The 12,766-nt window shown below is 63.7% G+C and carries 16 protein-coding genes; 12 read left to right on the top strand and 4 right to left on the bottom strand.

Translation table 11 applies throughout. The features are described 5' to 3' along the window. Positions 1-9: 9 nt before the first annotated feature. Positions 10-900 (top strand): pseudouridine synthase, encoded by an 891-nt coding sequence (locus C9990_RS22560; protein WP_106804725.1) that lies wholly within the window; start codon positions 10-12, stop codon positions 898-900. A 57-nt stretch (positions 901-957) separates the two neighbouring features. Here the strand turns inward: C9990_RS22560 and C9990_RS22555 are convergent, their stop codons facing one another. Next, positions 958-1,179, bottom strand: a complete 222-nt coding sequence (locus tag C9990_RS22555; RefSeq protein WP_065901933.1) for a YgdI/YgdR family lipoprotein — start codon at positions 1,177-1,179, stop codon at positions 958-960. 80 nt (positions 1,180-1,259) lie between these two features. Further along, a complete protein-coding gene (gene mobA, locus C9990_RS22550) occupies positions 1,260-1,862 on the bottom strand; it encodes a molybdenum cofactor guanylyltransferase MobA (protein WP_106804724.1) in 603 nt (200 codons plus the stop codon). A 76-nt stretch (positions 1,863-1,938) separates the two neighbouring features. On the opposite strand from mobA, the gene moaB reads away from it, so the two are divergent. Both moaB and glp read left to right on the top strand, forming a co-directional pair. After that, the gene (gene moaB, locus C9990_RS22545; RefSeq protein WP_065901653.1) at positions 1,939-2,478 is read left to right on the top strand and encodes a molybdenum cofactor biosynthesis protein B; all 540 of its coding nucleotides are present in this window, start codon (positions 1,939-1,941) and stop codon (positions 2,476-2,478) included. Beyond that, complete coding sequence (gene glp, locus C9990_RS22540; RefSeq protein WP_106804723.1) at positions 2,462-3,688, top strand: gephyrin-like molybdotransferase Glp; 1,227 nt, start codon at positions 2,462-2,464, stop codon at positions 3,686-3,688. The genes moaB and glp overlap by 17 nt, the downstream gene beginning before the upstream one ends. 30 nt (positions 3,689-3,718) lie before the next feature. Here the strand turns inward: glp and C9990_RS22535 are convergent, their stop codons facing one another. Both C9990_RS22535 and C9990_RS22530 read right to left on the bottom strand, forming a co-directional pair. Continuing rightward, positions 3,719-4,048: an EscU/YscU/HrcU family type III secretion system export apparatus switch protein gene (locus C9990_RS22535; RefSeq protein WP_106804722.1), complete on the bottom strand. Its 330-nt coding sequence runs from the start codon at positions 4,046-4,048 to the stop codon at positions 3,719-3,721. Continuing rightward, a complete protein-coding gene (locus C9990_RS22530; RefSeq protein WP_106804721.1) occupies positions 4,045-5,622 on the bottom strand; it encodes a flagellar hook-length control protein FliK in 1,578 nt (525 codons plus the stop codon). The genes C9990_RS22535 and C9990_RS22530 overlap by 4 nt, the downstream gene beginning before the upstream one ends. A 200-nt stretch (positions 5,623-5,822) precedes the next feature. Here C9990_RS22530 and ccmA point away from each other — a divergent pair, with 200 nt between their 5' ends. From ccmA to ccmI, 9 genes are all read left to right on the top strand, one after another. Beyond that, positions 5,823-6,458, top strand: coding sequence for a cytochrome c biogenesis heme-transporting ATPase CcmA (gene ccmA / locus C9990_RS22525; RefSeq protein ID WP_106804720.1), 636 nt, complete (start codon positions 5,823-5,825; stop codon positions 6,456-6,458). Next, a complete protein-coding gene (gene ccmB / locus C9990_RS22520; protein ID WP_017734375.1) occupies positions 6,455-7,123 on the top strand; it encodes a heme exporter protein CcmB in 669 nt (222 codons plus the stop codon). Before ccmA ends, ccmB begins: the two co-directional genes overlap by 4 nt. A gap of 86 nt (positions 7,124-7,209) precedes the next feature. Next, on the top strand, positions 7,210-7,965 hold the full coding sequence (locus tag C9990_RS22515) for a heme ABC transporter permease (protein ID WP_106804719.1): 756 nt from the start codon (positions 7,210-7,212) through the stop codon (positions 7,963-7,965). Beyond that, positions 7,962-8,138 (top strand): heme exporter protein CcmD, encoded by a 177-nt coding sequence (gene ccmD, locus C9990_RS22510; RefSeq protein ID WP_003172771.1) that lies wholly within the window; start codon positions 7,962-7,964, stop codon positions 8,136-8,138. Before C9990_RS22515 ends, ccmD begins: the two co-directional genes overlap by 4 nt. After that, the gene (ccmE, locus tag C9990_RS22505) at positions 8,135-8,590 is read left to right on the top strand and encodes a cytochrome c maturation protein CcmE (protein ID WP_065901643.1); all 456 of its coding nucleotides are present in this window, start codon (positions 8,135-8,137) and stop codon (positions 8,588-8,590) included. The genes ccmD and ccmE overlap by 4 nt, the downstream gene beginning before the upstream one ends. Positions 8,591-8,593: 3 nt before the next feature. Beyond that, entirely contained in the window at positions 8,594-10,582 is a 1,989-nt protein-coding gene (locus C9990_RS22500; RefSeq protein ID WP_065901642.1) for a heme lyase CcmF/NrfE family subunit, read from the top strand. After that, positions 10,579-11,115, top strand: a complete 537-nt coding sequence (locus C9990_RS22495) for a DsbE family thiol:disulfide interchange protein (RefSeq protein ID WP_016972113.1) — start codon at positions 10,579-10,581, stop codon at positions 11,113-11,115. The genes C9990_RS22500 and C9990_RS22495 overlap by 4 nt, the downstream gene beginning before the upstream one ends. Then, on the top strand, positions 11,112-11,585 hold the full coding sequence (locus C9990_RS22490; RefSeq protein WP_053255191.1) for a cytochrome c-type biogenesis protein: 474 nt from the start codon (positions 11,112-11,114) through the stop codon (positions 11,583-11,585). The genes C9990_RS22495 and C9990_RS22490 overlap by 4 nt, the downstream gene beginning before the upstream one ends. Continuing rightward, positions 11,578-12,762: a c-type cytochrome biogenesis protein CcmI gene (ccmI, locus tag C9990_RS22485; protein ID WP_106804718.1), complete on the top strand. Its 1,185-nt coding sequence runs from the start codon at positions 11,578-11,580 to the stop codon at positions 12,760-12,762. Before C9990_RS22490 ends, ccmI begins: the two co-directional genes overlap by 8 nt. The last annotated feature ends 4 nt before the right edge of the window (positions 12,763-12,766 follow it).

Genomic DNA, 12,766 nt, shown 5'->3' with positions numbered 1-12,766 from the left:
GAGCATTTCATGTCCTCTACCGGTTTCTCCGCCTCCCAGCATCAAGCCAGCACCTTGTACCTGCCACCGGGCCCCTGGGCGACGGTGCTGGATTGCCTGTGCGAACACTTCCCGGCCATCAGCCGCGAACACTGGCTGGACCGCATCGCCCGTGGCCGCGTGCTGGACATCAACGGCAGCCCGATCCGCCTGGACCTGGCCTACAAGGAAGGCCTGTGCATCTATTACTTTCGCGAAGTGCCGAACGAAAAGGTCATCCCGGTGCAGGAAACCATTCTGTACGCCGACGAACACCTGGTGGTCGCCGATAAACCGCATTTCCTGCCGGTGACCCCGGCCGGTGAGTACGTCGAGCAAACGCTGCTGCGCCGCTTGATTCGCCGCCTCGACAACCCCGCGCTGGTGCCGCTGCATCGCATCGACCGGCATACGGCGGGGCTGGTGCTGTTCTCGGCCAATCCGGCCAGCCGCTCGGCTTATCAGCAGCTCTTTCCCACGCGACGTATCGATAAATTCTACGAGGCCATCGCCCCGGCACTGCCCGCGTTGACGTTCCCCCTGGTGCACAAAAGCCGACTGGTGGAGGGCGAACCGTTCTTTCGCATGCAGGAAGGCGCCGGCGCCAGCAACACTGAAACGGCCGTGGAAGTGCGTGAGAAAAATGCCGATCTATGGCGCTACGGACTGTTCCCGGTGACTGGCAAGAAGCACCAGTTGCGCGTGCACATGACCGCTCTCGGCGCGAGTATCTGCAACGACCCGTTCTACCCCGAGGTGATCAAGGATGCCGTTGACGACTACGCCAACCCGTTGAAGCTACTGGCCCAGGGCGTGCGCTTCATTGACCCGGTCACCGGCGAAGCACGCCACTTCAACAGCCGCATCACCCTCGACTGGTAACCCCCCGGAAACGACAAGGCCCGCGCGAGACGGGCCTTGTGGGCAAGCGTTTGAGGCTTACAGGTCTTTAACGGTACGGACCTGGTCCTTGTTGATACGGGTCTGTTTGCCGTCCAACTGCTCGAACTCGTAGAAGCCCGAAGCCTTGTCGAATTTAGGGGTGTCGACGGCCTGGATTTCGCGACCGTCATTCAGGGTGATCACTGTTGGCGAGGCGCAACCGGCAAGAGTGGCGAGGCCCAGTGCAAGCATGAGAGCGGCGATGGTCCGTTGAGTCATGAGTGTGTCTCCGAGAGAATACTTTTTAAATGCTGACCTTGTGACGTGTGAGACGCCGCCAAAGTTCCTTGTGCGAAAGTTCATTCTGACACGTCAGTCCTTGGGTGCAACAGCTCTGGCGTATTCAGGTTGGCCAGACGTGGATCATCCGCCGGGCATTCCAGGCCCACGCCCCCCAGTTGCAGGAAGATCTTGCGCGGGCTGCGCTCACCGGCGTGCCACGCCTGTTCTACCTCGGCTCGCAGGTGGGTGGGGATGATGCAGATCAAGGGTTCCCAGAATTCGCCATGACGCACCATCACGGGCACCTGCGGTTGGCGTTGCGCGGTGTCACGCAGGGCGCTCAGCAATTGCGCGTCGAGGTTTGGCACGTCACACGGCAATACCAACAGGTGTGTATGGCGCGCGGCTGCCAGCCCTGCGCGGATGCCGGCGAGCGGGCCGGGGAAGTCCGGGCTGTCGTCGCTCACCAGGTGGTCGGCGTAGGGAGCGTAGCGGTCCTTGTTGCGGTTGCAGGAGATGATCAAGTCATCGGTCAATGGCCGGGTCAGGCGTTGCAGATGTGCAATCAACGGCTCGCCGCGCCATGCCAGCAGGCCTTTGTCCTGGCCACCCATGCGTTGGCCACGGCCACCGGCCAGTAACAGGATCGAGCAGGGCAGGGGCGAAGAATCGAGAGACATGGCGGTTCCGCTGCGGCAGGTAAAGAGGGCCCTGTGATATAACATCGGGCTGTTCCTTCGACAACCGGACCGAGCCATGAAAGCCAAGGCTGATGCGCCCTTCGTACCCCTGAATATCGCTGTATTGACCGTCAGCGACACCCGCACCCTGGACACCGACACCTCGGGCCAGGTGTTCGTCGACCGCCTGACCGCCGCCGGCCACGCCTTGGCTGAGCGCGTGCTGCTCAAGGACGACCTGTATAAAATCCGCGCCCAGGTCGCGCACTGGATCGCTGAAGATGTGGTGCAAGTGGTGCTGATCACCGGCGGCACCGGTTTCACCGGCCGCGACAGCACCCCGGAAGCCGTCAGTTGCCTCTTGGACAAGCAGGTCGACGGCTTCGGCGAATTGTTCCGCCAGATTTCCGTGGCCGATATCGGCACCTCCACCGTGCAATCGCGTGCCTTGGCCGGCCTGGCCAACGGCACCCTGGTGTGCTGCCTGCCGGGTTCCACCAACGCTGTGCGCACCGGTTGGGACGGCATCCTCGCCGAACAGCTGGATAACCGCCATCGCCCGTGCAACTTCGTACCTCACCTCAAACAGGCTGAACCCTGTGAATCCCGTGGGTAAGCCTGGCAAGACCGGCGCCCTGATGCCGGTGGAAGACGCGCTCCAGCAATTGCTCGACATGGCCGCCGCCGCGCCGATTCGTGAGCAGGAATCGCTGCTCCTTGCCGAGTGCGATGGCCGCGTCCTGGCGCAGGCTCTGATCTCCACCCTCGACCTGCCGCCGTGGCCCAACAGTGCCATGGACGGCTACGCCTTGCGCCTGGCGGACTGGACCGGCGAGCCGTTGGTGGTCAGCCAACGCATCTTCGCCGGCAACGCGCCGCAGCCCCTTGCCGCTGGCACCTGCGCGCGCATCTTCACCGGCGCACCGGTGCCGCCAGGCGCGGACTGCGTGGAGATGCAGGAAAATGCGGTGGTCCACGCCGATGAGCGCGTGAGCTTTACCGAGCCCTTGCAGGTCGACCAGAACATCCGCCCCCAAGGTCAGGAAACCACCGTCGGCGAAATGGTCTTGAGCGCCGGCACGCGCCTGGGCCCGATCGAGTTGGGTCTCGCCGCTTCGCTGGGGCACGCTCGTCTTGACGTGATCCGCCGTGTGCGCGTGGCCGTGCTGTCCACCGGTGATGAGCTGATCGAGCCCGGTTTGCCGTTGGGGCCTGGGCAGATCTACAACAGCAACCGCCGTGTGCTGTGCAGTTGGCTTGAGCGCATGGGCTGTGAAGTGATCGATGCCGGCATCCTGCCGGATGACCTGGAGCAGACTCGCACCTGCCTGGCGAGCCTGGGCGCGGTTGACCTGATCCTGTCCACCGGCGGCGTATCGGTGGGCGAGGCGGACTTCCTCGGCATCGCCCTGCGCGAAGAGGGCGAGCTGGCCTTGTGGAAGCTCGCGATCAAGCCGGGCAAGCCGCTGACCTTCGGTCACTTCCGTGGCGTGCCGGTGATCGGCCTGCCTGGCAATCCGGCGTCGACCCTGGTGACCTTCGCCCTGTTGGCCCGGCCTTACCTATTGCGCCGCCAAGGTGTGCAAGACGTGGAACCGCTGCGTTTCGAAGTACCGGTGGGCTTCACATGGCCCAAGCCGGGCAACCGTCGCGAGTATTTGCGCGGGCGCATCGAGCAGGGCAAGGCGATCATCTACCGCAACCAGAGCTCCGGCGTGCTGCGCAGCGCGGCCTGGGCGGAAGGCTTTGTGGAAGTGCGGGAAGGCACCACGCTGGAGGTGGGCGACAGCGTCAATTTCATCCCGCTGAGTGAAGTCCTGAACTGACAATAGAGAGCTGAGTGGGGGAGCGAGTCGTTAGTAGTCTTCGCCGCGTGCGGTCACATCGCGTTCCGCCGGCTGGGCGTTGGGGTCATAGCCCACGGGGAACTTGCCCTTCAAGGTCCAGGCGAACGCGATGATTTCGGCAATGGTGCGGTACAACTCCTCGGGAATGCTGTCGCCCAATTCCATCCTCGCCAGCAGCTTCACCAGCTCGGCGTTTTCATAGATCGGGACTTCGTTTTCCCGTGCCAACTTCAGGATCGCCTCGGCGAGGGCGTCGTCGCCCTTGGCGGTCAGGGTCGGGGCTTGTTGGCCGTCGTATTTGAGGGCAATCGCCTGACGCGGTGGTGTCGGGTTTTTCATGCGGTCTCATCCACCCAGCGTTGTTCCAGTCCGGTTTTCGGCCCGCGCGGCGGGGTGCCAAGGTGGCAGTCGAGGTCGCCGACGTTGATGCCCGACGTCACCAGGCGCTCGCGCAGGTTGCCCAAGTGGCTTTCGATCAGGCTGGCGGTAAACGGCCGGGTTGCCCATAACTGGCTGGACAGCTTGCCTTGGGTCAATTGCGCCTGCACCTGCAACGGCCCCAGTGGCTCCATATCGAAGGCCAGCTCGACGCGCCAGAGCATCTGCTTGGGATCTTTCTTGTCTTTGCGCTCGGGCTGGTCCTTGTCCGGCGCCGGCTCTTCGCGCTGGAACTTGACCTGCAGCGGCACGATGTCCTGCAAGGTGCGCATCGGGATTTCCAGTTGCCAGGTGGTTTGCAGGCGGCCATCGGCGGTGGTGCCGGTCTGTTCCAGGCTCGACAACTGATGGCTCTGCAACCGCGAGATCGCCCCGGCGGCGAGGCGCAGCAGGTTTTCCAGGTCGCCTTCGCCTTCCAGTTTGGCCATCAGCCGCTCGGGCAGCGGGAAGCCTGCGGGTGTCTGCCGGGCGCTGACCTGGCCGAGGGTGTTCAACGGGCTGCGCACGAAGTTCGGTAACACCTGGGCCAGCGTATTGGCGGCGAGGATGGCATTCATATTGGTGCTGGCGGGGAGGGCGGGCAGCAGGTCCGCGACCAGGCGCAGCAGGGCGCCCTTCATGTCCAGCGGCGGGATCTGCGGGTTTTGTCCGGCGAGCAGCTTGGCTTCGAGGAAGGCGCCGCTGTTTTGAATCACCTGGGCCAGCACCTTGGGATTACTGACCTGCGCCAGGTCCGGCAAGGCCGCCAGTAACCGCTCGGCTGCGGCGCGCAGGTCAGCGGAGGTGCTGTCGCCACGTGGCAGGTTCTGGAGCGCAGTGAAGACCGCATCCAGCGAGCCCTGGCGACTTTGCTGGGTGGCGAGTTGCTGGGTCACTGCCAATTGATCCTTGAGCCCGCTCAACGGCACAAAATTCAAGGTCTGTGCGTTCTGCACCACGGCGCTGAGCAAGCTGCCCACGCGCAAGGGTTGCGGGCTTTCCACGGTCAGGGTGGCCCCGACCAGGGCGTTATTGAGCACGGTCACCAGCGAACGGTAGATGGCCGGTTGCGTGGGGCCCTGGGGCAACATCTGGGTGGTCAGCACCTTGGCTTGTAACAGCGTGCCCACCGGCATTTGCGTGGTGTCGATGCGCGTCAGCGCGGCCACGTTCGCGCTCAAGGCCTGCTGCAGGCTGAGCGTGAGGTTGCCGGCGGGCGTCTGGCTGACGGCCACGTTACTGCCCAGCGGCAAGGGCTGCGCGCTGCTGGCCTGGACCAGGGTCTGGCGGCCGCCCTCAAGGGTCAGCTTGAGCAACAGCTGAAAGGCTTCACCGCCTTGTTTCAGGGCGATGACCTCGGCGTTCGCGGTTTTCCCGGGGTCGATCAGGCCGATCTGCGGCTCCAGCAGTTTCAGCAACTCACCGGTCGCGGGCGCCAGGGCAGGCCCGGTTGCCGGAGCAGGTGCTAGCGTAGGAAGGTTGATCTCACCGGTCATCGCGCGCGTCGTCTCTGGGGAAATTGCCCTCTTTAGAGTAGGGCATCACATGTATAATGCCGCCCGTCTGCAAAGAGAGCGGTAAAAACCTCACAACTATTTGATCCAGCTCTCTAAAATCGGTCGCCAAAGCCGTTATTGTGCATTTCTCTTTAACGGCCGCTGCACCGCCGACTTGAACCGTAAAGGCCCGCGATCTCTTGACCAGCCCTCTTCTTGAAGCCGTAGCGCTTGCCTGTGAACGCGACCTGCGCCTGTTGTTCGAACACCTCGAACTGCGGCTGACGGGCGGCGACATGGTGCAGATCAGCGGCCCCAACGGCAGCGGCAAGACCAGTCTGCTGCGCCTGCTGGCCGGGTTGATGCAGCCGACGGCCGGCGTTGTACGCCTCAACGGCAAACCCCTCAATGAACAACGCACCGAGCTTGCCCGCAACCTTGTCTGGATCGGCCACGCCGCCGGCATCAAGGATGTGCTGACGCCTGAAGAAAACCTCAGCTGGCTCAGCGCCCTGCATCATCCGGCCGCGCGCGACGCCATCTGGCAGGCCCTGGCCGCTGTCGGCCTCAAGGGCTTTGAAGACGTTCCCTGCCACACCCTGTCCGCCGGCCAGCAGCGCCGCGTGGCCCTGGCGCGCCTGTATCTGCCAGGCCCGCCGCTGTGGATTCTCGACGAACCCTTCACCGCCCTCGACAAACAAGGCGTCGCCCAGTTGGAAGAGCACCTGGCGCGACATTGCGAGCAGGGCGGCCTGGTCGTACTCACCACCCACCATAACCTCACGCGCATGCCCGTCGGTTACCGCGACCTGGACCTGGGCCGGTGGTCGGCATGAGCGTGTTTGCCCTGCTGGTCGCCCGCGAAGCGCGGCTGTTGTGTCGTCGCCCGGCGGAGTTGGCCAACCCGTTGGTGTTCTTTGCCATCGTGATCGCCTTGTTCCCGCTGGCGGTCGGCCCCGAGACTAAACTGTTGCAAACCTTGTCCCCGGGACTGGTGTGGGTGGCAGCGCTATTGTCGGTCCTGCTCTCGCTGGACGGGCTGTTTCGCAGTGATTTCGAAGACGGTTCCCTCGAACAGTGGGTCCTTTCGTCGCACCCCTTGCCACTTCTGGTACTGGCGAAGGTACTGGCACACTGGGCTTTTTCCGGCTTGGCGCTAGTCTTGCTCTCGCCGCTGCTGGCGATGATGCTCGGGTTGCCCACCGAGTGCCTGCCGATCCTGCTCCTGAGCCTGTTGCTCGGCACGCCGGTACTCAGCCTGTTGGGGGCCGTGGGTGCAGCGTTGACCGTCGGTTTGAAACGGGGTGGCCTGTTGCTCGCCCTGTTGATTCTGCCTTTGTACATCCCGGTGTTGATCCTCGGTAGCGGCGCCTTGCAGGCCGCACTCATGGGCATGCCGGCGACCGGTTACCTCCTGTGGCTTGGCAGCCTGACCGCCCTGGCGGTAACCCTGACACCCTTTGCTATAGCGGCTGGCCTGAAGATCAGCGTCGGCGAATAATGAGGTCTGGCCAAGCGTTTTAACCGTGGCCAGTAAAGACCCTGAGCCTCCCGCAATGACGGGAGGCCACCGTGATGGAAACAGCAATGAACTGGACCTGGTTTCACAAGCTCGGCTCGCCCAAATGGTTCTACGGCATCAGCGGCAAGCTGCTGCCGTGGTTGAGCGTCTTCGCCGTATTGCTGATCGGCATCGGCCTGGTCTGGGGCCTGGCCTTCGCGCCGCCGGACTACCAGCAAGGCAACAGCTTTCGCATCATTTATATCCACGTGCCCGCCGCGATGCTCGCCCAGTCCTGCTACGTGATGCTGGCCGTGTGCGGCGTCGTCGGCCTGGTGTGGAAGATGAAACTTGCGGATGTGGCCCTGCAATGCGCCGCGCCCATCGGCGCGTGGATGACCGCCGTGGCGCTGGTGACCGGCGCGATCTGGGGCAAACCCACCTGGGGCTCGTGGTGGGTGTGGGATGCGCGACTAACGTCGATGTTGATCCTGCTGTTCCTGTACTTCGGTCTGATTGCCCTGGGCAACGCGATCAGCAATCGTGACAGCGCCGCCAAGGCCTGCGCGGTGCTGGCGATTGTCGGCGTGATCAACATCCCGATCATCAAGTACTCGGTGGAGTGGTGGAACACCCTGCACCAGGGCGCCACCTTCACCCTCACCGAAAAACCGGCCATGCCGGTGGAGATGTGGGCGCCGCTGCTGCTGATGGTGCTGGGGTTCTACTGTTTCTTCGGCGCCGTGCTGTTGCTGCGCATGCGCCTTGAAGTGCTCAAGCGTGAAGCCCGCACCAGTTGGGTCAAGGCCGAAGTGCAAACCAGCCTGGGAGCGCGTGGATGAGCTTTGCATCGTTCAGTGATTTTCTCGCCATGGGCCATCACGGCCTGTATGTCTGGACGGCCTATGGCATCTGCCTGGCGGTGCTGGCCCTCAACGTCGCCGCGCCGATCCTGGCCCGCAAGCGTTACCTGCAACAAGAGGCGCGTCGTCTGCGCCGGGAGACCGAAAAGTGAATCCGCTGCGTAGAAAGCGTCTGTTGATCATCCTTGCCATCCTGGCCGGCGTCGGCATTGCCGTGACCCTGGCCCTGAGCGCCCTGCAGCAGAACATCAACCTGTTCTATACCCCGACCCAGATCGCCAATGGCGAAGCGCCGGTGGACACCCGTATTCGCGCCGGCGGCATGGTCGAGAAGGGCTCGCTCAAGCGTTCCGGAGATTCCCTCGACGTGACCTTCGTGGTCACCGACTTCAACAAGGCCGTGACCATCACCTACCGTGGCATCCTCCCGGACCTGTTCCGCGAAGGCCAGGGCATCGTCGCCCTGGGCAAGCTCAACGCCGAGGGCGTGGTGGTGGCCGATGAAGTGCTGGCCAAGCACGATGAGAAATACATGCCGCCCGAGGTCACCAAGGCCCTCAAGGACAGCGGTCAACCCGCGCCAACCCCCGCCAAGGAGGGCTAAGTGATGACGTCCGCACTGTTTATTCCGGAGCTGGGCCAACTGGCGATGATCCTCGCCCTGTGCTTTGCCATCGTCCAGGCCGTGGTGCCATTGCTCGGCGCCTGGCGCGGCGACCGCCTGTGGATGAGCCTGGCGCAACCGGCGGCCTGGGGGCAGTTTGCCTTTTTGCTGTTCGCGTTCGGTTGCCTGACCTATGCGTTCATGACCGACGACTTTTCCGTCGCCTATGTGGCGAACAACTCCAACAGCGCGCTGCCTTGGTACTACAAGTTCAGCGCCGTGTGGGGTGCCCACGAAGGCTCCTTGCTGTTGTGGGCGCTGATCCTCGGCGGCTGGACCTTCGCGGTGTCGGTGTTCTCGCGCCAACTGCCGCAAGTCATGCTGGCGCGCGTACTGGCAGTAATGGGCATGATCAGCATCGGCTTCCTGCTGTTCCTGATCATGACGTCCAACCCATTCAGCCGCATCCTGCCGCAGATCCCGGTGGACGGGCATGACCTCAACCCACTGCTGCAGGACATTGGCCTGATCGTGCACCCGCCGATGCTCTACATGGGGTACGTGGGGTTTTCGGTGGCCTTCGCGTTCGCCATCGCCGCCTTGCTCGGTGGGCGCCTCGATGCCGCCTGGGCGCGCTGGTCGCGGCCGTGGACCATCGTCGCCTGGGCCTTCCTCGGGATTGGCATCACCCTGGGCTCATGGTGGGCCTACTACGAGCTCGGCTGGGGCGGCTGGTGGTTCTGGGACCCGGTGGAAAACGCCTCGTTCATGCCATGGCTGGTCGGCACCGCGCTGATTCACTCGCTGGCGGTCACCGAAAAACGCGGCGTGTTCAAGAGCTGGACCGTACTGCTGGCCATCGCGGCATTTTCCCTCAGCCTGCTCGGCACTTTCCTCGTGCGTTCGGGCGTGCTGACGTCGGTGCACGCGTTTGCGTCCGACCCTGAGCGCGGCGTGTTCATCCTGATCTTCCTGCTGTTCGTGGTCGGCGGCTCGCTGACGCTGTTTGCGTTGCGTGCCCCGGTGGTCAAGAGCCAGGTCGGCTTCAACCTGTGGTCGCGCGAAACCCTGTTGCTGGGCAATAACCTGGTACTGGTGGTGGCCGCGTCGATGATCTTGCTCGGCACCTTGTATCCGCTGGTGCTGGATGCGTTGAGCGGTGCCAAGTTGTCCGTGGGCCCGCCGTACTTCAACGCGTTGTTCATTCCGTTGATGGGCCTGTTGATGGTGGTGATGGCCGTCGGCGTGCTGGTGCGCTGGAAAGACACTCCGGTGAAATGGCTGGCGGGCATGCTGATGCCGGTGCTGCTCGGCAGTGTGGCCCTGGCAGTGATCGCCGGTATTGCCTACGGCGACTTCAACTGGGCGGTACTTGCGACCTTCCTGCTCGCCGCCTGGGTATTGCTCGCCGGTGCGCGCGACATCGTCGACAAGACCCGCCACAAAGGCTTGATCAAAGGCTTGCCGACATTGACCCGCAGCTACTGGGGCATGCAGGTCGCGCACATCGGCATCGCCGTGTGCGCGCTCGGCGTGGTGCTGTCCAGCCAGAACAGCGCCGAGCGCGACCTGCGCCTGGCGCCGGGCGAGTCCATGGACCTCGCCGGTTACCACTTCATCTTCGAGGGCGCCAAGCACTTCGAAGGGCCGAACTTCACGTCGGACAAAGGCACGGTGCGCGTCGTCCGCAACGGCAAGGAAGTGGCGGTGCTGCACCCGGAAAAACGCCTGTACACCGTGCAGAGTTCGATGATGACCGAAGCCGGTATCGACGCCGGTTTCACCCGCGATCTCTACGTGGCGCTGGGTGAACCGCTGGGTGATGGCGCCTGGGCGGTGCGAGTGCACGTGAAACCATTTGTGCGCTGGATCTGGTTCGGCGGTTTGCTCACCGGTTTTGGTGGTTTGCTGGCCGCGTTGGATCGGCGTTATCGGGTCAAGGTCAAGAGCCGGGTGCGTGAAGCCCTCGGTCTGCAGGGAGCGGCGGCATGAAGCGTTGGTTGATGGTTTTACCGCTGGCGGCCTTCCTGGTGGTGGCCGTGTTCCTGTATCGCGGCTTGTACCTGGACCCGGCCGAGCTGCCCTCGGCGATGATCGGCAAACAGTTCCCGGCCTTCAGCCTGCCGACGGTGCAGGGCGACAAGACCCTGACCCAGGCTGACCTGCTGGGCAAACCGGCGCTGGTCAACGTGTGGGGTACCTGGTGCATCTCGTGCCGTGTCGAACACCCGGTGCTGAACAAGCTGGCCGAGAAAGGCGTGGTGATCTACGGCATCAACTACAAGGACGACAATGCGGCGGCCTTGAAGTGGCTGGCGGAGTTTCACAACCCGTACCAGCTGGATATCCGCGATGAAGACGGCAACCTCGGTTTGAACCTTGGCGTGTACGGCGCTCCGGAAACCTTTTTCATCGATGCCAAGGGCGTGATCCGCGACAAGTACGTCGGCGTGATCGACGAGGTGGTCTGGCGTGAACAACTCGCCGCCAAGTACCAGGCGCTGGTCGATGAGGCCAAGCCATGAAGCGTCTGTTAGCGGCTGCCGTCCTGGCGCTGGGCTTGGCCGGCGTGGCCCACGCGGCCATCGATACTTACGAATTCGCCAAGGACGGTGACCGCGAACGTTTTCGCGAGCTGACCAAGGAACTGCGCTGCCCCAAGTGCCAGAACCAGGACATCGCCGACTCCAACGCACCGATCGCCGCCGACTTGCGCAAGGAGATCTTCCGCATGCTGGGGGAGGGCAAGGACAACCAGCAGATCATCGACTTCATGGTCGATCGCTACGGTGATTTCGTGCGCTACAAACCGGCCCTTACCGGCAAGACCGCGTTGCTGTGGTTCGGCCCCGCCGGGCTGCTGCTGGCTGGCGTGGTGGTGATGGCCGTGATCGTGCGCCGCCGCCGCGCTGCGCCGACCGATGGCTCCGATGCGCTGTCCCCTGATGAGCGTAAACGTCTCGACCAATTGCTGGACACCAAGACTGATGATTGATTTCTGGCTCGCAGCCGGCTTGCTGCTTCTGATTGCCCTGAGTTTTCTGTTGATTCCGGTACTGCGCGGCCGCCGCGCCCAACGTGAAGAGGATCGCACCGCGCTGAACGTGGCGCTGTACCAGGAACGCGTCGCCGAGCTGCAGGTGCAGCAGGACGAAGGCGTGCTCAACGCCGCGCAACTCGACACCGGCCGCGCCGAAGCCGCCCGCGAGTTGCTGGCCGACACCGAAGGCGTGGAAAAACCGCGTGAATCGCGCCTGGGCAAACCACTGCCATTGTTGGCGGCATTTTTGGTGCCTGTCCTCGGCGTTGCGCTGTACCTGCATTATGGCGCCAGCGACAAGGTCGAGCTGACCCGCGAATTCTCCCAGCCGCCGGTGTCCATGGAAGACATGACCCGCCGCCTGGAACGTGCCGCCGCTGCCCAGCCGGACTCGCCGGAAGGCCTGTACTTCCTCGGTCGCGCCTACATGGCCCAGGATCGCGCCGCCGATGCCGCGAAGGTCTTCGAGCGCACCGTGGCCTTGGCCGGGCGCCAGCCGGAACTGCTCGGCCAGTGGGCCCAGGCGCAGTACTTCGCCGACAACAAACAGTGGTCGCCCAAGGTCCAGGCGCTGACGGACGAAGCCTTGAAGCTCGACCCGAAGGAAGTCACCAGCCTTGGCCTGCTCGGGATCGCGGCCTTTGAAGGCCAGCGTTATCAAGAGGCAATCGACTACTGGAATCGTCTGTTGGCGCAACTGCCACCGCAAGACAATTCCCGTGCGGCGTTGCAAGGCGGTATTGATCGGGCAGCGGAGAAACTCAAGGAAAGCGGCGGTACCGTCGCGCAGAAAACCGGGATGAAAGTCCGCGTGGACCTGGCGGCCGAGGTGAAAGCCAAAGCCCTGCCAACCGACACCGTGTTCATTTTTGCTCGCGCCGTCAGTGGCCCGCCGGCGCCGTTGGCCGCCAAGCGCGTCACCGTCGCCGACCTGCCGATCATCGTCGAACTGGGCGATGCGGACGCGATGATGCCGCAGTTGAAACTGTCCAACTTCCCCGAAGTCCAACTGGTTGCGCGCATATCCCGGGCAGGTCTTCCAACCGCTGGCGAGTGGATCGGCCGCAGCCAACCCTTGGCCAGCACCACCACTGCCCTGCAGCAGCTGACCATCGACAGTCCGGACCAGTAAATCG

The sequence above is a fragment of the Pseudomonas sp. S5D5 genome, from assembly GCF_003013355.1.
GTDB classification, from domain to species: domain Bacteria; phylum Pseudomonadota; class Gammaproteobacteria; order Pseudomonadales; family Pseudomonadaceae; genus Aquipseudomonas; species Aquipseudomonas aylmerensis.
This window is presented reverse-complemented; position numbering and strand designations above follow the sequence as displayed.